The following is a 24,196-nucleotide window of genomic DNA, read 5'->3' as shown; positions in this document are numbered from 1 at the left end:
TGATTCATTGCGTCAAGCGCTGATTTCGGTTTTGAGCCTTTGTTTTGAGAATGGATTATACGGGTTTCGATTCCTTATTGGTACAACTGCGGACGCTGCGAGATAAACCGCAAATTGATGAGAAGACAGTGAATAGCTCCACATTCTGGCTGCTCCAAGATGACACAAGCATAGTAGGTGTTGTCAATATTAGACATCGCCTAAACAAATATCTGCTAGAAATTGGCGGACACATTGGTTACGGAATCAGGCCAAGTGAGCGACGAAAAGGTTATGCGACTGAAATGCTAAGGTTGTCCTTACTGAAAGCTGGAGAATTAGGACTCACAAATGTACTGGTGACATGCGATAAAGATAATCTCGGTTCCGCAAAAACCATTAAGAACAATGGAGGCGTGCTTGATTCTGAAGCAATTGTAGACGGTGTCAAAATACAAAGGTACTGGATCAATATCAAGTCAATGTCGGGTCAATGATGATCGATAATCGTACAGGAGGAGATTGGTTATATGGATATGGAGGCTTTATTTCAACAGTCGTCAATGCACAAGGAGCTATTCGATCGAATAAGAGCCCAATGCTTGTCATTTCCAGGGACGAGTGAACGAATGAGTCATGGCGCCCCATCATTCTTCGTTAACAAGAAGCTCTCTTTTGTGCAATACCGCGTCAATCATCATGGCGATGGAAGAATTGCCCTATGGTGCTCTGCCCCCGCAGGAGTTCAATCCATGTTAACGGAATCTTATCCGGACAACTATTTTATACCGCCTTATGTAGGTCATCTGGGCTGGGTAGGCTTGAGACTCGATCGCAATGCAGCGTGGTCGGATATTTCCGGAATGATCGGTGAAGCTTATCAGAATCGCGCGCCTAAGAAATATCAAGATAATGTATCGAGACAGAAAGGACAATGAATATGATACTTGAGGTAGCGATGCTGCAAGTAAAGCCAATGATGACTGAGCAATTTGAGCAATCATTCAAGGAAGCTTCACTTATTATTTCGAGCACGAAAGGTTATATTGACCATGAACTTCATCATTGTATGGAGGACAAGAATAAGTATGTCTTGTTAGTGAAATGGGAGTCGCTTGAGGATCATACAATCGGGTTTCGACAATCGTCGGAATATCTGGAATGGAAGAAGTTGCTCCATCATTATTATGAACCGTTTCCTACTGTCGAGCATTTCCAAAGAATCATTTAGTCACTTAACATTAGAGATTGCTAGTGATTTGATGAGGATGGAGTGGAAGAATGATTTTTCTACGATTGTATTCAGTCACAATATTATTAATACTAATCATCTTATTCGTATGGTTTAACCAACAATTGATACAATGGATGTCAGCGACTCCTTATTTCGGTTTCATTTCGTTCTTCATTTTGTTATTTATATATTTCGTTTCCACTTATTTCAAAGTGAAAGATGACAAGCTCAGCAAGTATATTTTCTTCTTTAAAACCAGCGAGGTGCCTATATCCTCGATAAAGTTGATCCAAGCCGTTACGGTAAAAAAATTCGGATACATACATATTTACATTGCCTCAAATTCTGAAGATTACTACGATATACACCTACGTAATGGGGGGGAAATCAAAGTGGATGCTTATTACAGTCGTAATGGCTCAACACTAGGACGATTTCTTTCAAAGCAATATCGAATCAAGTTTGCTGAAGTTGAAAAAATGAAGTACTTAAACAGCTAGTAAGCTGAGGGGATGTATGATGACGAATGAGGCATTGAAATTGTTTGGTATCACGCCAACCTCAATATCTGAACAGTATCCTGGACAGCTTTCACTTGTCGATAAAATCATTCTGTTGGACGGATCGACAGGAGAGACCAAAACTGTAGAGGATAAGAGTGCGATTCAAGGTTGGCTGAATCGTATCAAACTTATCACATTATATCCTGATGAAAACCAGGAAGACAGAAGCGGGTTTAGATTCAGAATTTCTCTGTATGAAGGGGAATCGAAAAAGCTCGGTTTTATCGCGACTGCGATAAACGGTGTATACTATCAACCCAATGAACAATTATATGAATACATACGGTCGTTATTTGAGGAGCAATTTGGCAGAACTTTCTAAATGCGATTACAACTTCATTTTGGATAACGGAGGAAGAAGATGCTGATTACAGAAGCCGAGAAAACTGATTTATCTGCAATCCTTCAATTGCAATATAAAGCGTATCAGAGTGAAGCCGAACTTTATAATGATTATGAAATCCAACCTCTCAGGCAATCATTGAAGGAAATCGAAGAGGAATTTGAGCAATGTCTGATCCTTAAAGCAGTACGCGATGATCGAATCATCGGATCGGTTAGAGCAACAGTACTAGGTGAGACTTGCAAAATTGGAAAGCTGATTGTAGACCCCTATGCTCAGAATCAGGGAATTGGAACTGCGCTTATGAAAGCAGTGGAGAAATCCTGTACAAATGTGAAACGATTGGAATTGTATACTGGATATAAAAGCGAGAAAAACTTGCACCTATATGAAAAGTTGGGGTTTAAAGCTTACAAACAGGAGAAAGTTCACGAGAGATTAAGTTTCGTTTATTTATGTAAGGATGTGTGAGTGCTTAGTGTTTATAGGAAACGAGTTGGAAAATACGAGGCGTAGACGGGCTATTGCGTCCATCTACGCCTTTCAGCTAAGGATCATGTTGAATGGGCAGCCGAATCCGTATCCTATCGTTTATAAATAATTTGCGGATTACACTCATAACGGCCTGTTGAATCGATAATCGAATCTGTAGAATACAGAATATTCGATCTTTATTGACTTGGAAAAAGATGTTATACTATTTCGAATAATCCCAGGGGAGGCTTATATGAAAACTGAATTAGCGAAACAAATCTACGAAGTGGCACATCTAACAGGACAGTTTACTCTCAGATCAGGACAAGTATCCCATGAATACTTCGACAAGTATTTATTCGAATCCGATCCAGAAGTTCTACGAAAGATTGCTGAACAATTGATGTCAATCATCCCTGAAGGAACGGAGATTCTGGCCGGCTTGGAGATGGGCGGAATACCGATTGCAACAGCATTGTCATTACATTCTCAAATACCTGCAGCCTTCGTGCGCAAAAAAGCAAAGGAGTATGGCACTTGCAAACTGGCGGAAGGCACGGATATTAAGGGGAAGCAAGTCTGCATCATAGAAGACGTGATCACCACAGGTGGGCAAGTTCTCTTAAGTGCTGCCGACCTGAAACAATCGGGGGCAATTGTCAGGGATGCTATCTGTGTCATTGAGAGAAATCTTGAAGGACGCAGGAAGCTGGAGGAAAGCGGCATTCGTGTGCACGCTCTATTCACGATGGAAGAGTTGATAGAGGCGAGTCTTCCTTAATCATTTTACGGGTTAGAGGGGGCGATGAAGTGGAGCTAAACAGTATTTATCATGATCTACCGCAATTGGAGACAAGTCGGACCATTCTTCGAAAAATAAGAGAGATTTTCATTGAGAAAATACTGGATAAATATAATAATCATACGGTTGCTCCCTGGGGCATTGTGGATAGGGCAACAGGCTGGTTAATCGGCACCAGTGGCTTTGTTTATTGGGATACGCATCATTCCAAGGCGGAAGTAGCGTATGCACTATCAAGATCGTATTGGAATAGAGGGTATATGACGGAGGTCATGAATCATCTCGTTGATTTTGCCTTTTCGGAGATGAAGCTGATTCGGCTAGAAGGAAGATGCCTAGTGAATAATCCGGGATCGGCAAGAGTGTTGGAGAAGTGCGGCATGCAGCTTGAAGGTATCATGAGGAAGGTATATTTCGTGAAAGGTGCCCACCAGGACTTAATGCTGTATGCAGTCGTCCGATAGGAGCTTTTTGAATTGTGAATTTCCTGGCTCTTCGGTATATTTAAGGAATAGTTCACCTATTCCAATAGAAAAAGGAGCCCTGACTGATGAGCGTTTACGATTTTTCAGCTGAAACGATAACCGGTGACGATAAAAGGCTGTCTGACTTCAAAGGCGATCTGCTGCTTATTGTGAATACGGCCAGTGAATGCGGATATACTCCGCAATACAAAGGCTTGCAGGAAATGTATGAACGATTCCGGGAACAGCCATTCCAAATACTTGGCTTTCCATGCAATCAATTCGGAGCGCAAGAGCCAGGCTCTAACGAAGCCATTGCCGCTTTCTGTGAGCGCAACTACGGCGTAAGCTTCCCGTTGTTCGCGAAAGTGCAAGTGAACGGAGAAGACGCTCACCCGTTATTCGCTTACTTGAGAAAGCAGGCACCAGGCGAAAACGGAGTAGATTAAATCAAATGGAACTTTACAAAGTTTCTGGTAGACCGCCAAGGGAACGTTGTGAAGCGTTATGCTTCTGGAGATACCCCGGAACAGATCGCAAGCGAGCTTGAACGCTATTTTTAGACGCTTGCCAGAGAAGAGCATTGTCCCTGTTTAAGGACAGTGCTTCTTTTCATTTTCTAGCACATTAGCAATATCCACAACGCAAAATCGACTGTCATTGCAGCAATATTCCAACTCATCCTCCTCGAAGAAGCAGAAATTAAGCACGTCCAAGAAAATGCTGAATTTACCAGGATCGCAACAAAGTCTAACATTGTCTATGTAAGCAGCGTGCTCCATTCATAAGGAGAGGAGGTTTGTGTAAGCGCTTCATAATTGACGATGATATTATACAAGGAGGATGTTCTATTCATGATTCATATCAAACGTATCTTCTCCATGGTTCTCATAATCGGCATGACGGCTCTGCTATTACCACAGCATTCCAATGCTGCGGCAGAAAGGTTCTTACCATTGATTAACCCTGGATTCGAGCAATCGAATGCAGATGGTTCAATTCCCGGGTGGTCACAAACCTACGGTAACGGAGGAATTTCAGTGACAAGCGATGTTGCTCGGACAGGGCAGTTCGCATTGAAAATCGTCGATCCCGATCAAGCCAACTATGGCATTAGCACCGATCTCGTCCCCGCAGCACCTGATTTAACCTATGTGGCGACGGCATATGCACAAGCCGCTTCAGGAAATGCATACTTGTATCTGCAATTTCACAATGCCGACGGGGTGCGAATCGGTCACAAATCCGTCGCTGGAGGAGAGGCAGAGGGATGGACGACACTCACCACTTCCTTTAAGGCTCCTGCTGGCACCGCATCCGTATCGGTATTGCTATATTCCGGACTAGCGTCTACCGGAGTAGCTTATTTCGACGATGTGACATTGATGGAGCAAGATGAGAATGCGCCTGAGCAACATGTGGTCCGAATAGGCACTGCGATTAATTCCGTGACCATTCCCCATGCAGCTTACGGTCAAGGACCGAATGGAGAAAATTATATTTACGCGACATCCAATGGCAATCCCGCTATCTTGACTATAATGAAGGCTGAGACTGGAGAGAGGGTTGCCGCATTCCCATTGCAGAATGCGGGCTATTCCTGGGGCAGTGTCGTTGCGCCGAATGGGCATGTATATATCGGCACACAACGTAACGGACTGTTGTATCGCCACGTGCCAGGCAGCGGCATGGTTGAAAATATAGGCCGGGCGATTGACTCGGAAACCCATATATGGCGACTAGCTGCTGACGAGGCCGGCAATATATATGGCGGAACATATCCTAATGGCAAGGTGTTCAAATATGATCCCATTGCGGACTCCTTTACCGATTATGGCCAGATGGCCGCAGGGGAGAAGTATGTTCGCAGCATCGCATATGGCGGAGGCAAGGTATATGCGGGAACAGGTGCAGTTCAGGCACAAATCGTCGAGCTAGATCCCGCTACAGGTCAGAAGCTAAATATCCCGCTGCCAGAAACTTATTCGGCGCACAAAGAGGTTTACGATCTGACCTATACCGAGGGGCTGTTATTCGCCCGAATGTCTTACTCCGATCCAGCCAGCCCACTGAACAATGTCACACTTGTTTATGATGTAACTGCAGGGGAATGGATTGGCGAGCTGGCGGGAACGATTGGATTAGACGTATCGCCCGCTGCTCCTGACGGAAAGGTATACTTTGTTCAGAATGGGTGGTTGACATCTTATGACAAGTCAACTGGCGTCGTTCAGCCCACAACGTTCTCATTCAATGGTTCAGCTAGCAGAGGATTCGGGTGGCAGCAGTTGAATATTCCTGGCTGGAACGGCTCCAGTCTTGTAACTACGACATCACGAGGTGTCATCCATGCCTACAACCCGGGTGCAGATGAAGGGATTATCATTCAGGGGGATGCATTGGGATCAGCGAACTCTATTCGTTCGATCGGCAAAGGGCCCGACGGCAACATTTATGTAGGAGGTTATTTGTCTCCTTCATCCATGACCCGCTTCCGGCTGGACACATTCTCCATGGAATCATTGCGAGGGATTTCTCAAGTTGAAGGAATGGGCGTCTTCCAAGACAAGCTTGCCATGGGTCTTTATCCGGGTGCGACCGTATATCTGTATAATCCCGATTTGCCATATGATGATACGATACAATCAAATCCGGCAGCGATTGATCTTGGCTTGAACGCATTCAACCAGGATCGTCCGTTTGCCTTTGCGGATGCTGATGGATTGCTGGCTATAGGTACTGTGCCGATTGTCGGCAAGCTTGGCGGTGCGATCTCCATCTATGACCCTCAATCGGAGTCCGTCGATGTGTATCCGCAGATCGTTCAGAATGAGAGCCCCATGACATTAGCCTATCAAGACGGCTTCTTATACGGAGGGACAACAGTATGGGGAGGCATCTCCGCGGAACCAGTTGAGCAGAATGGTACGTTGTTCATCTTCGACATGAATACACGTCAGAAGGTGTTTGAAGTCGAACCGTTGCCAGGAGAAAGAGCGATTACTGCATTGACGTTTGGTCCTGACGGACTACTTTGGGGACTATCAAACGGCAAGCTGTTCACATTCGATCCCACAACACGTCAAGTTGTTCAATCCAAAGAATTGTACCCCTATACGTGGTCGGATATTGTACTGGCGGCAGGATCGTTAAATTTCCATACTGACGGATTTTTATACGGAGAAGCCGTTGGCCGCATATTCCGATTAAACCCGCAGACATGGGAGTATGAAACGTTGGCTACCGGCGCGAATTATTTTGCGCAGGATGATTTTGGCCGCATTTTCTTCGCGAGAAATTCTACGGACTTATATATGTATGATGATATCCCCCCAGCCTTCTTGAACGGGGCGGAGATTCAGTTCGAGCGCATAGCTGACGGCGGGCTGAAGTTATCCTGGCAGGGCAATGAAGATATGAAATCGTTCAAGGTAATGCGCAATGGGGAAGAGGTAACGGAGGAAGGCATATTGACAACAGATCCCAGTACAAGACAAACGATATATGAATTGCCCGTCGCTGCGGCCGAAGATGGCGAATACACCGTAATACCCATTGATTATGCAGGCAACTTGGGCAGTCCGATCACGGCATTGGTCGCTACATCGAATTTAAATCTGGCCTCCATTGTCATTGACACTGGTGAGCTGTTCCCCTCATTTTCTTCTGATCAGTCTTCCTATGAATGGTGGGTATGGCCTTCGGTCCAATCGGTGACGATGACGATAGTTCCGGAAGATGAGAACATTATTATGACCGTGAATGGATCACCGGCAGCGGCGGGAATGCCTGTAAACATGCAATTGAATAAGAAAGACCCAACCACGGTGACCATTCAATTATCTGCCGCTCATCACGAAGAGTCAAAGGAAGTGACGGTAGAGATTATTAAATGCAAAGGGCCAAAAGCGAACTGCGGTTCTCCTCCGGGCAAAAGTAGTTCATCCAACAGTTGACATTGCCATTTATATTTTCTATACTGTTCATTAATCTCATATGCAACATACGATGAATGAGCCCAGTAGCTGCTTAATCCCTGTTCCAGAAAGCCGGGGGGTGATGAAACCCGGTACACATTAAGTCAGTGAACTACACTCTGGAGTATCCCGGGTAATGCCGGGCGGCGTAGCGAACGATATCTCGCTATAGAGTGGCACGAATGGTTATGCGATGGCTTGCAATCGCATATGATCCATAAGTGCAAGCTGGGTGGTAACACGGTTTATGAATCGTCCCTATGTCTCCAATGAGACTAGGGGCGTTTTTGTTTTTACTGCATTTCCAAAAGGGTGAAGGAGTGGATCATGGTGAACATTATTGACGAATTGGAATGGCGCGGTGCCATTAATCAACAAACTGACGAAGAAGGATTGCGTGAACTGACGGGAGAAAAATCGATTTCATTATATTGCGGTGTCGATCCGACCGGAGACAGCATGCATATCGGTCACTTGATTCCGTTCATGATGCTGAAGCGATTCCAGCTGGCGGGACATCGTCCCGTTATCCTGATCGGCGGAGCGACGGGCACGATCGGCGATCCAAGCGGCCGTCAATCCGAGCGTTCCCTGCAGACGCTTGAGGAGATACAGAAAAATGTTGAGGCGCTGACCAATCAAATGAAGAAGCTCTTCCTGACGGAAGGCGATACCGGCATGCGCATCGTGAACAATTACGATTGGACGCATAAAATCAATGTCATTGAGTTCCTGCGCGACTACGGCAAAAACTTCAACATCAATACGATGCTGGCGAAGGATGTGGTGGCGAGCAGATTGGATAGCGGTATCTCCTTCACGGAGTTTTCGTATCAAATCCTGCAGTCGCTGGACTACTTGCATCTGTACCAGCATGAAGATGTGCAGCTGCAGATTGGCGGCTCCGATCAGTGGGGCAATATTACGGCAGGTCTGGATCTGATTCGCAGAAAAGAAGGTACAGAAGCGAAGGCGTTCGGATTGACAATTCCGCTTATGCTGAAAGCTGACGGCACCAAATTCGGCAAAACAGCAGGCGGCGCAGTATGGCTCGATCCGCAGAAGACTACGCCATACGAATTCTACCAGTTCTGGGCGAACACGGACGACCGCGATGTCGTCAAATACTTGAAGTACTTCACCTTCCTGTCCAAGGAACGTATTGAAGAACTGGAGGAGAAGGTACAGACCGAGCCGCATTTGCGCGAAGCACAAAAGACGCTGGCCGAGGAAATGACGCGCTTCGTTCATAGCGATGAAATGCTGAAGCAAGCGAAGCGCATTACAGCAGCGCTGTTCACTGGAGACATCAAATCGCTTACGGCTGATGAGATCGAGCAAGGCTTCAAGGAAATGCCGACGTTCGAAGCGACGAAGGAAGCGAAAAATATCGTGGATTGGCTTGTTGAGCTGGGCATTGAGCCGTCCAAGAGACAAGCGCGTGAGGATATTACGAACGGCGCTATCTCGATGAACGGCGAACGTATAACGGACCTGGCGTTTGAAGTGAATGAGAGTCATGCGATTGGCGGACGCTTCATCATTATTCGCAAGGGCAAGAAAAAGTACAGCTTGGTCAAAGTTAACTAATATACTGCCAAAACAGCAAGTGCCAGAGGAAAGCGCTCCTCGACACTTGCTGTTTTTTCTATGGGGAAAAAAGAGTCGTCAAATGGGCTGTTGTCTTCCGATGGTCAACCTATTTTTCGTTCATATACGATTTTACTGATGAATGAAAACATGCATACATTGGCAACAAGCGTGTCTATCCCGTATCTTTATGCTCCTCTACGATATAAACGAACCAACCATTAACCAACTGAAGGGAGCGTTTTATGTTGAATCGAAAGAAGACTAAGTTTAGATTGTCGCAGCTGGTGATCATGCTGATGGTGCTCGCTTTATTCGGAAGTCAATCTTTTGCAGCGGGTCCAATTGGATCTACGGGAGTTGCATCTTCGCAGGACAATCAGGAAGAGCAGGTCATGGAGATGGATGGGTCTACAGTAAGCGGAAATGTTTATTGGCCCGGTATGTCTGGCTCAATGCAATGGATGAATATGCTGCAGGGGCAATTCGGGCTGAATCAACTCGGCTATGTGTCCGTAAAGTTATTTGGAGCGAAAGGGAACGGGGTGTCTGACGATACAGAAGCGATTCAGTCAGCAATTGATTATGTGGGAGAACATGGCGGCGGAACCGTCTTCTTCCCGGCTGGCACATATATCGTGAAGCGTGCGACTCCGGCACAGAACTATAATTACTGTCTAATGATTAAGGACAGCAATATATCGCTTCTAGGCGCCGGTATGGGAGCGACGACAATCAAGATTGCCGATGGCGAGAATGCAACGATTCTCCGTACCGTCATTAACAATGCGAATATTGATGGCGAGCTGGCCAAGCCGTTGAAAAACATAAAAATCGCCGATCTGACGATCGACGGCAACTGGGAGAACATCACTTGGGCCGGGCCGACGGGTCTGGAGAGTGAAGGGATATACGATCAGAACGGGATCAGCATCTTCACCACAACTGATGGAAGAGTGGAGAACGTGCACGTTAAACATATTGGCCAGGACGGCTTGTCCGGAGGCTCCAACCGGAATATCGTTGTGACGGGTTCGGTCGTCGAACATACGGGCAAAAACAATATCGCCTTCTTCCAGTCGACGGGAATGAAAATTGTGAACAATACCGCGCGCAACGCCAATGATTCTCCGGACGGAGGAGCGGCCAAGCCTTACTACAATACATCCAGCAGCAAATATTCCAGCATTGCATTCGCTTATGCTCCTTCGCCGGTATTTGTCGGCACGACACGGAGTTTAAACATTGCCAGCGGCAATACGATATATACAGAGACTGGCCGCGGCATAAGCGCGGATTCGGGAGCGAACAATCTGATCATTGCGAATAATATGATCGAAAGCTCTTCCGGCCGCCATCTCATTAGCTTGCTGATGCCCAGTTCGATCATGCCTTCCGGCTATGTCGTAAGCGACAATATATTGCGAAACGATGCGGTCAGCAACGGGGATAAGCGCGATATCAGCATTACAAATGTTCAGGACGCTGTCGTAAGCGGCAATACGATCTTCGGCGGAGGGCTGGCAATTGTGCTTGACAATACGCATCATGCCGTCGTGACCGACAACCTGATCCGGGAAGTCGGGAACGACAGCGCCACAGCAGCCGGCATCAATGTCAGGGGAAGCAGCAACATTCGGCTGCATGATAATGTATTGAGCGATTCCACCGTCAAATTCACCAATCAGTCATCGGACGAGATCAGCCTGCAGAGCAATAAGCTGACAGCGGCACCAACAGGTCTCAATCTTGTTGACAACTTGTCCTCGTTCAACAATGACGGTTATGATCCCTTTGACCCACAATCATGAAGCTTCATAAGAAGTCTTATTAAAGCGCTTGATCCTTTACAAGCTGCATTCTACGATATTCGCCGGGCGGAAGCCCGGTCATTTTTTTGAACATGCGGATGAAGGAGTTGACATTATAATAACCAAGCTCATGAGAGATTTCATGAATTTTCAGCTCATTGTCGGCCAACAGCTGCTTCGCTTTTGCTATGCGTACTTCATTTAAGATTTGACTAAAGTTTTCACCCGTTTTATCTTTAATGAAATTGGATAAGTAGCTGAGCGACAGGTTCAAGCGATCAGCGATGTTCTCCAAGGAAATATCCTTGTTGTAATGACAATGGATATAATCTTTCACGAACGCAATGACAGGCTCATCGCTTCCGTCGTTCTTTTCCTTTATTTTATGACAAGCATCCGACAGCAATAGACGGAACAAGTGATGATAGTGTTCGGGAAGCGTGAATGACTTTATCCTCTCGAACGGTGAGCTATTTTCAACGATGGAACTGATTTCGATCCCGTTAGAGACGAGAATCTTCATCGTCTTATTGATGACTTCTCTGGCAAACTGCTTATATTGGTATGCGGTCGCTCTCTTACTGCACATCTTGTCAAGACGCCGTTGAATCATCGCAATGACATGTTCAGCGTTGCCTTGCTGCACATTCGTGGCTAATTCTTCTTCCTGAGCGGGGGAGAGCAGCAGATGATGGTATTCATCGTTCATTGCGTTAATCATTTGCGTCTCTCCTGTCAATACCCGATGCTCGAGAAGCCTGGCCGTAACCTCATAAGCATGGGTGAATTGGGAAGACTGATGCAGTGTTGTCCGGTAAGCAATGGTTGCGTAGCAATAATCTTTATCCCATTCTAAAAGTTCTTTCAGTCCTGTCAGTGTCTTTCCGATATCTTCATGAAAGGCTTCCCGGACGAACAGGAGTGAGAGAATTTGGTCTCTTTCTGTTTGTATCGTTACAGCATCGGGAAATATGCCCGACAAGTGTACATGAACCATCTCCTTAATGAAATAAGCCGCTTTATGCTGTTCTTCCTCGGAGAGCTCCTTATAACGATCTGTGAAATGCAGCTGATACATGACCAAGTAATACGGTTTAGATGTTTCCAGCAGATCGCCAACTTCTTGAATGTTAGAATAGATATTTTTGAGCTTGACCATATATCCGTAGCTCTTCAGCAAGGAAGAAGCTTTAATCGTACGGTTGATATTGTCTTGAATCGTTGTGAACTCACTGATGCTGCTGTCGGACGGTCGGATGGCGTGCTGATTCTGAATGGACTCCACGATCGAGCGAATAGGTTTGTTAATTTTCGAAGCGAGCCAAAATGAAATGAACAAGCTAATCGCGATTGTCAGGATAAGCAGGCAGATCAGGAGGAAGCTGAGCCTAGTGACTTGAGAATTAATGTGATCAATCGGAATGACGTGCATGTAAGTCAAGCCGGAGCTTTCTCCCCTCTGATAAAAATAATAGTGGTCGTCCTGTTCGATGTAACCGCTGTCATGAGGGCGCGAGGGAAGCAGATTGAATGGCTCTGTACCTGATCCCGCATGAAAAACAGTGTGATCTTGCCGATCAAGGATATAGAAGGAGTTGCTCCCGTCCGGCTGGAAGCTCTTGTACAGAGAGTCGGCACGGATGAACGCAGTAATATAGTAATCGTTTTGAATGCTGTTCTTTATAACAAGCGGGATGAGTTTTCCGCGAGAATGTGACGTGTTATCTGACCTAACATGAAAAAAAGACGAAGCGGGAAATGCCCTCATTAAGTAATGCTCATTGAACTGCGATTGCCAAAACCCGGGTGAATACAGGGGGCTGATATAATACTTCATAAACATTTTCTGATCCTCCGTAATGCCCTCTCTGTCCAAAACAGCCGATCGATTTTTATAGTACACAATCATATTCTCGAGAGAAAGCAACTCATTCGCTGTCATCGCTTCCAGCATATCTCCCGCTTGTTGAATGACCAAATATTCGTCCGGTTGAGGATCGCCCTTCAGCAAATTGATTTTGTCGTCAAAATACAAATTGATCGCCAAATTTTGAATATACTGCAGGTGCTGCTCGTATCTGTCGACTGTATTTTGCAGGTGCAGGCTGCTGGAACGTACCGTACTCTCATGAATGTTGCGTTGGAAGAAAGCAAAGGACAAAAAGTTGAATGAGACGAGCAGTGCGATAATAGCGATAAAGCCCAGCATTAATTTCATAAACAACGATTTGCGTTTAAGCGGGAAGCGGAGAAGTTTCATATGCGAAATCACACTCCTTCTTTTTCATTTAACCATAGCCAGCAAGAGTGACAACACACCGCTTTTATGGAAGTATGCTTTTTTTGGGATTGGCGGAAATAGGCTCATCAACGCAAATATAACGTCTTACATCACATCTCACTTTCTAGTAATTTCATATTAGCATATGCTTTGCTAAATCACTTGCCAAATCAGTTGAGGAGAGGGGTTGTTTGTTGGGATGAGCCGTTATTTAAAGACAGCATGGATTGCCATTATTGTCATATGCATTGCACTAACCGGATGCTCGAAAGAACAGTCTGGTGCAAGCGAGGAAGTATCTGGAGGGACGGAAGTTGTAAAGCAGACTCCCGGGAGCGATAAAAATGGGGATAAATATGATCCTCCGATCGAATTGTCGACCGTTATGTTCAATTTCAACTATCCCAAATTCGATGAAGGGGATGATCTGAACAATAACCGGTGGAGTCGTCATATTGAAGAGCAATTCGGGATTAAAATCAATACGTGGTGGGATGTGCCGAGCGGACAATATCAGCAGAAGACGAATCTGATGATTGCATCGGGGAAAATTCCGGATTTCTTCGCCGTTACGCCTACCCAATTCAGGCAGCTGTATGAAGCGGACTTGATTGAAGATCTAACGGATGTCTATCGCGATTATGTGACCGACAAAACTAAGGCAGTTATCGAAGGCGCAGGTCCGGAGGTCATGGCCTCGGCTACGCTTGACGGCAGGCTGATGGCCATACCTTGGAGCGGTCTTGTGAAGGAGCAGGTGCCGGTCATATGGATTCGCAAGGACTGGATGGAGAAGCTGGAGTTGTCCCCGCCGACAACGCTGGATGACGTGCTTGCGATCTCGGAAGCGTTCACGACCAAGGACCCGGATGGCAACAATAAGGACGATACGTTCGGCCTTGGCATGTACAAGGAGCTTGGTTACTTGTTTACCGGATTCATTAACGCCCATCATGCCTATAAAGGGATATGGATAGAGAAGGACGGCAAGCTCGCCTATAGCAGTATTCAACCCGAGATGAAGACGGCATTGGAGCAAATGCAGAAACTATATCAAGCTGGCCAGATCGATCCGGAGTACGGAGTGAAAACGAACGAAAAGTTCCGGGAGATGATCGGGGAGAACAAGATTGGCATGTACTTCGGAGGTCTGGGCGATCCGAACGGTTTCTTGTATAAAGTAACGCCGGATATCGAATGGCTGCCATTCGCCGTGCCTTCCATCGACAATGAACCGGCCAAGCTGCAGCATGGACTTAACATTTTCAATTATTACTGGGTCGTGAAGAAAGGGACGCAGCACCCCGAGGCGCTGTTCAAATTAACCGACATGTGGCTTTATTACTTCTACGAAACGATGTCTCAGGAGGAATATGAGGAGTACGTAGCGGTGGATCGGCTAGGTTACTGGATGAGTGCTCCAATGAAAATCTATCGTCCGATACGGGCGGATGATACGACGGCAATTATAAAGGTGCTGAACGGCGAGCTTGGTGTGGATCAATTGGCTATGCGGCCGAAGGGGACATACGAGAAAATCGTTAAATTCATGGAAGGGGATATGAGCCAATGGAGCCACCGCTGGCAGTTCGGACCGGACAGCTCGGGCGCGATCGCGATTCAATACGACGAGAACAATCAGTATAAGCCTGATCAGTTCATTACGACACCTACTCCGGCAATGGTCAAGAAAAAGCCGACACTCGAAAAGCTTGAAGATGAAATGATTCATAAAATTATGCAAGGCGCTTCACTGGATGAATTCGATGCGTTTGTAGAGAAGTGGAAAAAGCTTGGCGGAGATGAAATAACAGAGGAAGTAAACGAATGGTACAAAGGACAGTGAGCGATCGCGAGGAGAGATAGCAATGAGAAGAACTTCCACGGCAACCCTGCCATTGCATCTTATGCTGCTGCCGGCCCTCATCCTTGTGTTCATCTACCATTACATTCCGATGGCCGGCATCGTCATGTCATTCCAGGACTATGTGCCGGTCAAGGGCATACGGGGATCGGAATGGGTCGGGTGGGATAATTTCAGTTATGTGTTCAGCTTGCCGGATACAATCGAGGTATTCTGGAATACGTTGTTTATTGCCACGATGAAAATAATAGCCGGCGCAATTGTTCCGATTACCGTTGCCTTGCTCTTGAATGAATTGGGCAACCGCATCTTTAAAAGAAGTGTTCAGACGCTTATCTATATTCCGCACTTTCTATCCTGGATCATTCTTGGCGGCATCTTGCTGGATTTGCTGTCTCCTTCGGAAGGGATGGTCAATCGTGTGCTGATGTGGATGGGACTGGAGCCAATCTTCTTCCTTGGCGATAATCATTGGTTCCCATTTACACTGGTCATCTCGAACGAATGGAAGGAGTTCGGATTCAGCACAATTGTCTACCTTGCGGCGCTGACCGGAATCAATCCCGCGTTGTATGAAGCAGCCGTTATGGACGGCGCCGGTCATTGGAAGAGAATGTGGCATATCACCTTGCCGGGCATGCTGCCAATCATCATCCTGATGGCTACACTCAGTCTCGGTCAAATATTGAATGCGGGCTTCGAGCAAGTGTTCGTGCTGTACAGTCCGCAAGTATATGAGAGCGGAGACATTATCGACACGATGGTATATCGCATGGGCCTTGTCAGTGCGCAGTATAGCTTTGCTACCGCAGTAGGCTTGTTCAAATCCGTCATTTCGTTGTTGTTGATCAGCATTTCCTATTGGATGGCTTATCGATACGCGAACTATCGCATTTTCTAGAGAAGGGAGGACGGGACAATGGTGGAATCGATGCTATGGAGCCGCAAGCTGTTTGTTGTCTTGAATTATATGCTATTGTCCATGCTTGCCTTTCTCTGCTTGTTTCCCATCCTGCACGTACTGGCCATATCTTTCAGCTCGAGTACGGCGGCTAGCAGCGGCCAAGTCGTCCTATGGCCGGTTGATTTTAATACTGCTGCCTATCAATATGTGCTCGACAATGATGCTTTCATGCAATCAATAGAAGTATCCCTGAGGCGTATCGTTGTAGGCTCGACCATTCAAATGTTATTAATCGTACTGACGGCTTTTCCTTTGTCCAAGGAAGCTCGCGTTTTCAAGTGGCGTACGCATTATGTCTGGTATTTTTTCATCACGCTGCTGTTCAGCGGTGGACTTATCCCCACCTATATGGTGGTCAAGGATACAGGACTGATGGATTCGGTCTGGGCGCTAGTTTTGCCCGTAGCTGTGCCCGTGTTCAGCGTCGTTCTGCTCTTGAATTTTTTTCGGGCGCTGCCCAAGGAGTTGGAGGAGTCCGCATTCATAGATGGGGCGGGATACATGGTAACGCTATGGCATATTGTCGTCCCCTTATCCAAGCCGGCTATTGCCACATTGTTGTTATTCTCGCTGGTGAGCCATTGGAACGCCTGGTTCGATGGTCTGATCTACATGAATTCACCTGAGAACTACCCGCTTCAGAGTTATCTGCAGACCGTTGTCATTCAGCATGATCCGGCTCTAACCGATGTAGACGAGAACTTGATGTCCCAATTGTCGGACCGGACGCTGAAATCTGCTCAAATATTTATTGGAGCGCTTCCGATCTTGCTCGTCTATCCATTTTTGCAAAAGTACTTTATGAAGGGCATTGTCATGGGCAGTGTGAAGGAATAGCAAATCGATGAGAATAGCATAATTGGAAATCCATGGAGCCGCCCAATTGGGCGGTTTTCATTTGTTCATAGAACGATTGGAAAAAGATGATATAATAGGGAATTATACAATCAGAATTATGGGAGGGCATATGGAGACGAATATTATTATGGTGCGGCATGCGGAGTCGCCATTCGTATTCGGAGAAGAACGAACAAGAGGGCTATCGGAGGATGGAAAGGCTGCATCGATGAAGGTGGCAGACATTCTGGACGGTATGGACATTCACTTCGTATGCTCCAGTCCTTATGCGCGCGCTATTCAGACCGTTCGGCATGTGGCAGATCGCAGGAAGCTCCCTATCATCGCATATGAGCAGCTACGAGAGCGGGCCATCAAGGGGTTGGATTATAAAGCGCCTTGGGAGGAGCTTCTTGCCGCAATTGAACGCTCATTCACGGATATTCAATATGCGCTAGACGGCGGTGAATCAACATGGTCGGCTCGGCAGAGGGCGATTCCGGTCATTCAACAATTGCTTCAGGAGCATGAAGGTGGAAATATAGTCATCGGCACTCACGGCAACATAATGGCTGTTATTATGCAATACTTCCATGAAGATTACGGCTATGCCTTCTGGAACCGCACTTCCAAGCCCGATATTTATAGGCTGACGTTTCAGCATGGCGAGCTACAAGGTGTTGAACGGATGTGGGATGAGAAGCTTCACGGTAAATTATAAGCTTTTTTAAGTCATCAGAAGTGAGGATATGGTATGCATCAAATCATTGATATGCTTTATTCATTTACGATCGCCTTCTTAATATTACTGCCTTTGTTGCTGATTTATAATGCTGTGCGTAGAAGAGGGCTCTTCAGAAATTTGTCCATCATCGGTGTTGTTTCTTATGCGCTAGTTATTATAGAGCTCGTGTTCTTGCCGCTAGCTTATCAGCAGGAATCATACAACTGGTCAGAACTGGCCTACAACTTCGTACCCTTCGACAGTATAATAGGTGCATGGAATCATAGCTATTACATGGTAGGCTTGCGAAATATAGCGGGCAATTTTGTTTTGTTGCTTCCGCTTGCTCTTTTAGTGAGAGTGAGTGGATGGAAGAAGGCCGTTGCCACAGGCTTCATCATTTCGTTATCCATTGAAGCGATTCAACTTATTCTATCCAAGTCAGGACTTATATTTATGCGCTCCTTCGATGTAGATGATCTGATATTGAACACTGCCGGATTTTTTATTGGCTATGCTATAAGAAAAGGTATAGGAAGAATGCTTCGTAGAAGCAAGTTGATAGTGAAGAAGGAGATGTGACAATGGTAATCGCAGGTACGATTATCGGGATTATAATTGCATACGTTTCTTTCATGATCCTGGGTGGATACGGCGTATTCATAATGATTGCCATTCTATTCGGAATGTTCCTAAGCATCTATCTGAAAACAAAACAAAATCATGAAGATCTTCAGCTTATAAAGAAGCACTTGGGGATTAAAGCTGAAGGAGAGAGTATTGACGGGCAGGAAGAGAACCATGTCAACTTGGAGAAGCTGGAAAATGACGATGCGGCAATGACAAAGTTAAATAAAAAAATTGAAGAAGAATTGAAAAAGTACATTTCCAAAACAGAAGATAAGAATTAAAAGGAATAGCAATAATTCAGCTGACATGCTATTCAGACATGAAACTAGAGGTGCAGCCATGTACAAAGAAGAGATATGTCATTCGGTACATTCCCTAATGAAAGGATTTCAATATCCGTGGGCAATAGCAGGGGGATGGGCAATTGACTTGCATCTTGGCTCGGTAACCAGAGAGCATTCAGATATAGAGATCATGATCTACCGGGAGGATCAGTTTCACTTGCAGCATTATTTGACGGATTGGCACTTAAATAAGGTAGTAGAAGGGGCAGTGATTCAGTGGGACATAGAAGAGACATTGGAGCTTCCTATTCATGAAGTCCATGCCGAGGATTCTTCCATGAAATTGGAAGTGCTGCTAAATGAATCGAATGCTGATAAATGGGTTTATCGCCGGAACAATCAAATAACATGTCCTAAGGCATATACAATCTTGCATACTTCTGACGGCCTCCCATATCTGTGTCCTGAGATCGTACTGTTATATAAATCAAAAAATCCAAGACCAAAGGACGAACAGGATTTCGTTCAAATCCGTGACCAGTTGAGCGCCGCTCAGAGAAGCTGGTTAAGAGAGGCAATAGAAATAATGGATCGGAATCATCCATGGATTGATTTGTTGGATTGAAATTGAAAAGTGTGGAGGACGAACGCTATGTTTTATGTCAATGCCCGGGCATTTATTGAGAGAGAAAATAAAGGTATGACTGAGCTGGTCATTCAAACGCGCAATAAACCGAATGAAGTGGCTATAGAGCTTCCAGGAGGACGATTGGAGCTGTATGAACCAATACTGGATGGACTATGCAGAGAAGTGTCCGAAGAAACAGGATTAATGGTCACGGAAATTGAAGGACGTCATAAGCGAATCGATACTTGCGGCATCAATACGGCTTTCGAGGTTGAGTGTCTGGAGCCCTTTTGTGTGTATCAGACGATAAAAGGTCCTATTGATTCCGTAGGGATGTATTTTATATGCAGAACGGAAGGGAAGTTGCTGGCTGTCGGCGACGACACAATAAATATAAGGTGGACGCCAGTACAAGAGATTCATCAGATGATGATAGAAGATCCGCTGCAGTTTTCCAATGTAGACAGAGCGGGTCTGCTTTACTACTTGAAGCATCGAATGGGACTAGTAATCGAGAAAGGGGATTGATCTTATTGGGTTATATTAGCGAATTGCGGGAGAAGGTCGGATCGAGGCCGTTAATCATGGTAGGGGCATGCGTACTCGTCTTCAATGAACAAGGACAGCTTCTGTTGCAGAAAAGATCGGATAGTCTGGACTGGGGTACGATAGGTGGCGCCCTGGAGCCGGGCGAATCCTTGGAAGAAGCCGCGATGAGAGAGTTGTACGAGGAAGCCGGATTACAGGCTCAATCGCTGTCCTTCAGGGCATTGCTGTCTGGAAGCGATATGTACTACAAATATCCGCACGGCGATGAAGTCTACAATGTGATGGCGGTGTTCGAGGTTAGAGAGGTAACTGGGAAAATGCGCGTTAATGATAATGAAGGATTGGATTTGCAATACTTCTCTTTGACTGAACCGATAGCTAATCTCAATGCCATGACGGAACACGTACTTAAGAGGTTGGGATTAATCTGCGAATAGAAAGTAGGAATGGGAGGGGTGGACTAATGAACAGATTTAAATCCGCTAAAGGGAAAGAACTGATTTATCAGTCCTATGACAGGCTGCTGAACTCCCTGGATATGGAATATGACGAGCTAGACATTCCTACCTCTTACGGCATAACCCATCTCATTACGTCGGGCTCCCCCCTTAATCCGTCATTGCTGTTGCTGCACGGCACAGCGGACAATTCTGCCATGATGTGGGTGTATAACTTGAAACCGCTTGCCGAGAGATTTCATGTAATCGCCATAGATGCCATTGGCGGTTCTGGCCGAAGCGAGCCGTATGCTCAATACTATCGAACTTTTCAGCAAGAATACTGGCTGGATGAAGTGCTGAAGGCTATGCGCATCGAGAGAACCTATGTTGCAGGTGTATCATATGGCGCTCAGTTGGCTCAGCATTTTGCGATTATGAGACCTGAAAAGGTAGAAAAGATTGTGTGTATGGCAGGCGCGATATCCGGTAGTCAACTTGAAGTGATGAGCAAGATGATGAAGGCTTTTTTGCCGGAGGCGTTATTTCCAACAAGAGCGGGCTGTGAGAAATTGCTCAGGAAACTCTCCGGTCCGTATTATACTACATTTTCCAATAATACCCAGTTAATGGAGCATTGGTATTATCTATTAAAGTACTTCAATAACCGCTCCATGATGAAGCATAAAATTACAATTTTCACGGATGAGCAGCTATCCGGCATTAGAGAAAAAGCATTATTTTTAATCGGTGATCACGATATGCTCAGCTATTATCCGAAATCGCTTGAACGCTTAAAGAAGCATCAGATGACGTATAAAATCGTAAGAGGTGGCGGACACGCTGTCAATCACGAACTACCGGAAGTCGTTAACAAAGAAATGATTGACTATCTATTAAAAAGTTAGAAGGGGACTGGAGGGAGAGTCACGTTGCACGTTTCATCATTTAAACTTTATATTCATGAACTATTTGGAGATTGATTGAGCTGCTTTCAGGAAGGAGAAGAGTATGGCTATTACAACTTCACATCCCGTTCAATAAAGAAGATAGGCTATTCTACCAATATTACACCGGAAATAATTGAACAGGCTGCAGTGAGCAAGGTAGACCTCATCATTACGCATCACGTCGCTTGGGATTTCGTATATGGGATGAAAGAGGCTTGCATGACATTGCTGGAAAATTACAACATTGCTCACTTCTTTGTCCACTTGCCGCTTGATTATGTTGAATTCGGGACCTGTATCTCCCTGCTGAGAGAGCTAGATGCGGATCGTATTGTAAAGCACTCCACTCATCATCATGGCAGCAGTACCGTAGCTGTTGGCGAGCTAAGCTCTGAATTGCTATTCCAAGAACTTGTGGAACGAGTGAGTTCGGTATTGAAAGAACCCGTATTCGCATTGCAATGCAATCGTCGCAGTATGAAGGCGGATTGGCATGATCACGGGTGCCGGCCATTCCACGGATCAATTGAAAGAAGCGACTCACTATCATTGCGATGTTTATATTACTGGCGAGAAGTCGCTATATACTGTTCAGTATGCTAAGTTCCTTAATTTGAACTTGATTGTTGGCAGTCATACGTTTACGGAAGTCTATGGCGTACAAGCGCTGGCCATAAAGCTGAAAGAGAAATGCATAGACATCGAGATCGTACAACTGGAAGAGAAGCATCTCGAAGCTGAAGGAATAACCTTACTATAAAGAGAGAAGGTAATCCAAAATGAAAGGAAGTATGATGCTTTTATTCATTTTAGCACTGGTGCTGTCAGCTTGCACGAAAGTGAGCGAATCCGTCGACTTCACCAAGTGGAGCGACGAAGAAGTATATGCTTTCTTCAACGGGGTCTACGAGGATATCCGTCAGCTACCGGTTGAAGCGGAATCATTGGATGTCATTCGAGGCAACTACGAAACCTATTTCTCAACCGAACTGACTAAGAAAATAATAGACTCCTTATATACGAAGACTGACAATGGCTGGAAAATACCTGATGGAGATGCGGGGTATATGTTCAGCGTACCAGGCAGCTCTCAGGATGGAAAAGTTGTCATAGAATATAGCAAGGCATTCATTCAAGTTACGGAGACGTTCGAAGATGGAATGTATAATAAAGTGCAATATAAAATCGAATACCGCAACAAGCCTGTAATTACAGCATGGATAATCGAGTAGCACATGTAACTGACTTGTAGGGAGAAAACAATATTATGACATCATTTATTGATAAAACTATTTCGGCACTAAAACAACGCCTTGCTGAGAATGATGGATTGATCACCGTACAAAGCGAAGAGGGCAGCATATCTCAAGTGCAATTTCGCTTCAGACCTCCGCTCACTGAACAGGATATTTGTTCTTTCGAGAAGGATATTGGGTATGAGCTTCCCTTTGATTACCGACAGTTTCTGAAAATATGCAATGGGTGCGATTTATTTTCGCATCCCGAGTATGGCGGAGAAGCTTACCTGTTCGGCTTGAGGGATATCCATGAGCAATCGTATGAGGAGCCGGGAGAAGGCTTTTTGAAGCTGGGTTACTTTTATGGCGACAATATCGTTATTGACTTGAACAAGGTGAAAGTCGGCGACCTCAACTATTTGCTGGTAAAGGATGCTATTGACCACTTCTACGAAGCGCGCGAGCTTCATATGAATTTTGAATTGTGGCTCGATCGCTACATCATGTGTGGCGGGGCAAGCTTTTGGAACTGGCATGTGTATGGAGCCGATCGTTACTACCAATCCAAGTGTCAATCAGAATAGTAAAGAAGGTGAGAATATGGGGATCGTTGTGGAAGCAAGTCGCGAATATTTAGATGAGGTTACTTCATTAGGGCTATTGCTCTGGCCGGAGAACGAATTCGTGTCATTACGAGCAGAGTTTCTGGCATTGCTGGATTCCGCCCAGGACAAATTATTGATTTATAAAGCAGAAGAAGAGATCGTTGCATTTATTCATATTTCTATTAGAGTGGACTATGTGGAAGGGGCCACATCAAGCCCGACCGGGTTCGTGGAAGGCATCTTCGTAAAACCTGAGCACAGAAGGAGGGGAATTTCGAAGCTTCTGCTTGCATATGGCGAAGTATGGTTGAAGGAGAGAGGCTGCAAGGAAATTGGCTCGGACATCGCCATCGACAATCAGGACAGCTATCACTTTCATATCCATTCAGGATTTACTGAAGCCAGCCGTATCATTGCGTTTATTAAAGGATTGGAGTAGAAGTGGAGGAAATCATATGATATTCCCTGAGATGCTGGAAGGAAGCAGAGTCAGGCTGTCCCCGATGAATCGCTCGCATACGAATGCACTGTATGCAGCAGCGAAGGAAGCAGCGATATGGACATATCTGCCTCTTAAGATTGACAAAATAGCAGATATGAATAGATTGATTGATGAAGCATTGGAAGAAAGAGAGCGCGGACTTGCCTGTCCTTTCGTAGTATATGATCGTCAACTTAATAAGCTTGTGGGAAGTACTCGCTATCTGAATATTTCAACAGCGAATCGGAATTTGGAAATTGGATGGACATGGTATTCGCCTGACGTATGGCGATCGAGAGTAAATACGGAATGCAAATACTTGCTGCTTCGTTATGCATTCGAAGAGCTGCAATGTATCAGAGTACAGTTCAAGGCCGATGTGCAGAACGATAGGTCTAACCGTGCGATCGAGCGATTGGGAGCCGTGCATGAAGGAGTGCTTCGAGCGGATCGCATTCTGCCTGATGGCTATATTCGCAGCGCCAAT

27 protein-coding genes, 1 pseudogene and 1 other annotated feature are annotated in these 24,196 nt (G+C 45.6%); of the genes and pseudogenes, 27 read left to right on the top strand and 1 reads right to left on the bottom strand.

Annotated elements, in window-relative coordinates:
- Positions 1-50 precede the first annotated feature (50 nt).
- The 11 genes and pseudogenes from M6D81_RS30215 (at position 51) to M6D81_RS30165 (ending at position 11,237) form a co-directional block, all read left to right on the top strand.
- On the top strand, positions 51-476 hold the full coding sequence (locus M6D81_RS30215) for a GNAT family N-acetyltransferase (protein ID WP_262681251.1): 426 nt from the start codon (positions 51-53) through the stop codon (positions 474-476).
- Between the two features lie 33 nt (positions 477-509).
- The gene (locus M6D81_RS30210) at positions 510-917 is read left to right on the top strand and encodes an MmcQ/YjbR family DNA-binding protein (protein WP_317259181.1); all 408 of its coding nucleotides are present in this window, start codon (positions 510-512) and stop codon (positions 915-917) included.
- A gap of 2 nt (positions 918-919) precedes the next feature.
- The gene (locus tag M6D81_RS30205) at positions 920-1,210 is read left to right on the top strand and encodes an antibiotic biosynthesis monooxygenase family protein (RefSeq protein WP_262681247.1); all 291 of its coding nucleotides are present in this window, start codon (positions 920-922) and stop codon (positions 1,208-1,210) included.
- Positions 1,211-1,729: 519 nt separating this feature from the next.
- Complete coding sequence (locus tag M6D81_RS30200) at positions 1,730-2,098, top strand: hypothetical protein (protein ID WP_262681243.1); 369 nt, start codon at positions 1,730-1,732, stop codon at positions 2,096-2,098.
- 39 nt (positions 2,099-2,137) lie between these two features.
- Positions 2,138-2,590 carry a GNAT family N-acetyltransferase gene (locus M6D81_RS30195; RefSeq protein ID WP_262681242.1) on the top strand — a complete coding sequence of 151 codons (453 nt, stop codon included), beginning with the start codon at positions 2,138-2,140 and terminating at the stop codon, positions 2,588-2,590.
- Positions 2,591-2,846: 256 nt separating this feature from the next.
- Positions 2,847-3,374: an orotate phosphoribosyltransferase gene (pyrE, locus tag M6D81_RS30190; RefSeq protein ID WP_262681240.1), complete on the top strand. Its 528-nt coding sequence runs from the start codon at positions 2,847-2,849 to the stop codon at positions 3,372-3,374.
- Between the two features lie 29 nt (positions 3,375-3,403).
- Positions 3,404-3,859 (top strand): GNAT family N-acetyltransferase, encoded by a 456-nt coding sequence (locus tag M6D81_RS30185; RefSeq protein WP_262681238.1) that lies wholly within the window; start codon positions 3,404-3,406, stop codon positions 3,857-3,859.
- A gap of 83 nt (positions 3,860-3,942) precedes the next feature.
- Positions 3,943-4,422: pseudogene (locus M6D81_RS30180) on the top strand (glutathione peroxidase).
- Between the two features lie 291 nt (positions 4,423-4,713).
- Complete coding sequence (locus M6D81_RS30175; protein ID WP_262681236.1) at positions 4,714-7,815, top strand: cadherin-like beta sandwich domain-containing protein; 3,102 nt, start codon at positions 4,714-4,716, stop codon at positions 7,813-7,815.
- A 43-nt stretch (positions 7,816-7,858) separates the two neighbouring features.
- Positions 7,859-8,099, top strand: a binding site (T-box leader).
- 67 nt (positions 8,100-8,166) lie between these two features.
- Entirely contained in the window at positions 8,167-9,426 is a 1,260-nt protein-coding gene (gene tyrS, locus M6D81_RS30170) for a tyrosine--tRNA ligase (RefSeq protein ID WP_262681245.1), read from the top strand.
- A 245-nt stretch (positions 9,427-9,671) separates the two neighbouring features.
- Positions 9,672-11,237 carry a glycosyl hydrolase family 28-related protein gene (locus M6D81_RS30165; RefSeq protein ID WP_262681234.1) on the top strand — a complete coding sequence of 522 codons (1,566 nt, stop codon included), beginning with the start codon at positions 9,672-9,674 and terminating at the stop codon, positions 11,235-11,237.
- Between the two features lie 19 nt (positions 11,238-11,256).
- On the opposite strand, the gene M6D81_RS30160 is transcribed toward M6D81_RS30165, so the two are convergent.
- A complete protein-coding gene (locus tag M6D81_RS30160) occupies positions 11,257-13,497 on the bottom strand; it encodes a helix-turn-helix domain-containing protein (RefSeq protein ID WP_262681233.1) in 2,241 nt (746 codons plus the stop codon).
- A 220-nt stretch (positions 13,498-13,717) separates the two neighbouring features.
- Here M6D81_RS30160 and M6D81_RS30155 point away from each other — a divergent pair, with 220 nt between their 5' ends.
- The 16 genes from M6D81_RS30155 to M6D81_RS30080 form a co-directional block, all read left to right on the top strand.
- Positions 13,718-15,364 carry an extracellular solute-binding protein gene (locus M6D81_RS30155; RefSeq protein WP_262681231.1) on the top strand — a complete coding sequence of 549 codons (1,647 nt, stop codon included), beginning with the start codon at positions 13,718-13,720 and terminating at the stop codon, positions 15,362-15,364.
- 22 nt (positions 15,365-15,386) lie between these two features.
- Positions 15,387-16,283 (top strand): ABC transporter permease, encoded by an 897-nt coding sequence (locus M6D81_RS30150; protein WP_262681230.1) that lies wholly within the window; start codon positions 15,387-15,389, stop codon positions 16,281-16,283.
- 18 nt (positions 16,284-16,301) lie between these two features.
- Positions 16,302-17,183 (top strand): carbohydrate ABC transporter permease, encoded by an 882-nt coding sequence (locus tag M6D81_RS30145; protein WP_262681228.1) that lies wholly within the window; start codon positions 16,302-16,304, stop codon positions 17,181-17,183.
- Between the two features lie 130 nt (positions 17,184-17,313).
- Positions 17,314-17,904, top strand: coding sequence for a histidine phosphatase family protein (locus M6D81_RS30140; RefSeq protein WP_262681227.1), 591 nt, complete (start codon positions 17,314-17,316; stop codon positions 17,902-17,904).
- 33 nt (positions 17,905-17,937) lie between these two features.
- Positions 17,938-18,489, top strand: coding sequence for a VanZ family protein (locus M6D81_RS30135; protein ID WP_262681226.1), 552 nt, complete (start codon positions 17,938-17,940; stop codon positions 18,487-18,489).
- A gap of 2 nt (positions 18,490-18,491) precedes the next feature.
- A complete protein-coding gene (locus M6D81_RS30130; protein ID WP_262681224.1) occupies positions 18,492-18,818 on the top strand; it encodes a hypothetical protein in 327 nt (108 codons plus the stop codon).
- A gap of 58 nt (positions 18,819-18,876) precedes the next feature.
- Positions 18,877-19,446 carry a nucleotidyltransferase domain-containing protein gene (locus M6D81_RS30125; protein ID WP_262681222.1) on the top strand — a complete coding sequence of 190 codons (570 nt, stop codon included), beginning with the start codon at positions 18,877-18,879 and terminating at the stop codon, positions 19,444-19,446.
- Between the two features lie 27 nt (positions 19,447-19,473).
- The gene (locus tag M6D81_RS30120; RefSeq protein ID WP_262681220.1) at positions 19,474-19,977 is read left to right on the top strand and encodes an NUDIX hydrolase; all 504 of its coding nucleotides are present in this window, start codon (positions 19,474-19,476) and stop codon (positions 19,975-19,977) included.
- Positions 19,978-19,982: 5 nt separating this feature from the next.
- Positions 19,983-20,435, top strand: a complete 453-nt coding sequence (locus tag M6D81_RS30115) for an NUDIX hydrolase (protein ID WP_262681218.1) — start codon at positions 19,983-19,985, stop codon at positions 20,433-20,435.
- A 26-nt stretch (positions 20,436-20,461) separates the two neighbouring features.
- Positions 20,462-21,343 carry an alpha/beta fold hydrolase gene (locus M6D81_RS30110; RefSeq protein WP_262681217.1) on the top strand — a complete coding sequence of 294 codons (882 nt, stop codon included), beginning with the start codon at positions 20,462-20,464 and terminating at the stop codon, positions 21,341-21,343.
- A gap of 75 nt (positions 21,344-21,418) precedes the next feature.
- Entirely contained in the window at positions 21,419-21,988 is a 570-nt protein-coding gene (locus M6D81_RS30105) for a Nif3-like dinuclear metal center hexameric protein (RefSeq protein ID WP_262681215.1), read from the top strand.
- On the top strand, positions 21,879-22,145 hold the full coding sequence (locus M6D81_RS30100) for a Nif3-like dinuclear metal center hexameric protein (RefSeq protein WP_262681213.1): 267 nt from the start codon (positions 21,879-21,881) through the stop codon (positions 22,143-22,145). The genes M6D81_RS30105 and M6D81_RS30100 overlap by 110 nt, the downstream gene beginning before the upstream one ends.
- Before the next feature lie 19 nt (positions 22,146-22,164).
- Positions 22,165-22,617, top strand: a complete 453-nt coding sequence (locus M6D81_RS30095) for a hypothetical protein (protein ID WP_262681211.1) — start codon at positions 22,165-22,167, stop codon at positions 22,615-22,617.
- 35 nt (positions 22,618-22,652) lie between these two features.
- Positions 22,653-23,207 (top strand): SMI1/KNR4 family protein, encoded by a 555-nt coding sequence (locus M6D81_RS30090; protein ID WP_262681210.1) that lies wholly within the window; start codon positions 22,653-22,655, stop codon positions 23,205-23,207.
- A gap of 16 nt (positions 23,208-23,223) precedes the next feature.
- A complete protein-coding gene (gene aac(6') / locus M6D81_RS30085; protein WP_262681208.1) occupies positions 23,224-23,667 on the top strand; it encodes an aminoglycoside 6'-N-acetyltransferase in 444 nt (147 codons plus the stop codon).
- Positions 23,668-23,683: 16 nt separating this feature from the next.
- Positions 23,684-24,196 (top strand): GNAT family N-acetyltransferase (locus tag M6D81_RS30080; protein WP_262681206.1); only part of this gene is annotated, 513 nt, incomplete at its 3' end.

The sequence above is a fragment of the Paenibacillus sp. J5C2022 genome (assembly GCF_025567625.1).
GTDB lineage: Bacteria > Bacillota > Bacilli > Paenibacillales > Paenibacillaceae > Pristimantibacillus.
The sequence above is the reverse complement of the archived record's forward strand: the minus strand, read 5'-3'. Positions and strand labels throughout refer to the sequence as shown.

Excerpts from the sequence above, each read along its gene's own strand:
- M6D81_RS30215 (WP_262681251.1), top strand. The coding sequence starts at position 51 with ATGGATTATACGGGTTTCGATTCCTTATTGGTACAACTGCGGACGCTG.
- M6D81_RS30210 (WP_317259181.1), top strand. The coding sequence starts at position 510 with ATGGATATGGAGGCTTTATTTCAACAGTCGTCAATGCACAAGGAGCTA.
- M6D81_RS30205 (WP_262681247.1), top strand. The coding sequence starts at position 920 with ATGATACTTGAGGTAGCGATGCTGCAAGTAAAGCCAATGATGACTGAG.
- M6D81_RS30200 (WP_262681243.1), top strand. The coding sequence starts at position 1,730 with ATGATGACGAATGAGGCATTGAAATTGTTTGGTATCACGCCAACCTCA.
- M6D81_RS30195 (WP_262681242.1), top strand. The coding sequence starts at position 2,138 with ATGCTGATTACAGAAGCCGAGAAAACTGATTTATCTGCAATCCTTCAA.
- pyrE (WP_262681240.1), top strand. The coding sequence starts at position 2,847 with ATGAAAACTGAATTAGCGAAACAAATCTACGAAGTGGCACATCTAACA.
- M6D81_RS30175 (WP_262681236.1), top strand. The coding sequence starts at position 4,714 with ATGATTCATATCAAACGTATCTTCTCCATGGTTCTCATAATCGGCATG.
- M6D81_RS30165 (WP_262681234.1), top strand. The coding sequence starts at position 9,672 with ATGTTGAATCGAAAGAAGACTAAGTTTAGATTGTCGCAGCTGGTGATC.
- M6D81_RS30160 (WP_262681233.1), bottom strand. The coding sequence starts at position 13,497 with ATGAAACTTCTCCGCTTCCCGCTTAAACGCAAATCGTTGTTTATGAAA.
- M6D81_RS30155 (WP_262681231.1), top strand. The coding sequence starts at position 13,718 with ATGAGCCGTTATTTAAAGACAGCATGGATTGCCATTATTGTCATATGC.
- M6D81_RS30150 (WP_262681230.1), top strand. The coding sequence starts at position 15,387 with ATGAGAAGAACTTCCACGGCAACCCTGCCATTGCATCTTATGCTGCTG.
- M6D81_RS30145 (WP_262681228.1), top strand. The coding sequence starts at position 16,302 with ATGGTGGAATCGATGCTATGGAGCCGCAAGCTGTTTGTTGTCTTGAAT.
- M6D81_RS30140 (WP_262681227.1), top strand. The coding sequence starts at position 17,314 with ATGGAGACGAATATTATTATGGTGCGGCATGCGGAGTCGCCATTCGTA.
- M6D81_RS30135 (WP_262681226.1), top strand. The coding sequence starts at position 17,938 with ATGCATCAAATCATTGATATGCTTTATTCATTTACGATCGCCTTCTTA.
- M6D81_RS30130 (WP_262681224.1), top strand. The coding sequence starts at position 18,492 with ATGGTAATCGCAGGTACGATTATCGGGATTATAATTGCATACGTTTCT.
- M6D81_RS30125 (WP_262681222.1), top strand. The coding sequence starts at position 18,877 with ATGTACAAAGAAGAGATATGTCATTCGGTACATTCCCTAATGAAAGGA.
- M6D81_RS30120 (WP_262681220.1), top strand. The coding sequence starts at position 19,474 with ATGTTTTATGTCAATGCCCGGGCATTTATTGAGAGAGAAAATAAAGGT.
- M6D81_RS30110 (WP_262681217.1), top strand. The coding sequence starts at position 20,462 with ATGAACAGATTTAAATCCGCTAAAGGGAAAGAACTGATTTATCAGTCC.
- M6D81_RS30100 (WP_262681213.1), top strand. The coding sequence starts at position 21,879 with ATGATCACGGGTGCCGGCCATTCCACGGATCAATTGAAAGAAGCGACT.
- M6D81_RS30095 (WP_262681211.1), top strand. The coding sequence starts at position 22,165 with ATGAAAGGAAGTATGATGCTTTTATTCATTTTAGCACTGGTGCTGTCA.
- M6D81_RS30090 (WP_262681210.1), top strand. The coding sequence starts at position 22,653 with ATGACATCATTTATTGATAAAACTATTTCGGCACTAAAACAACGCCTT.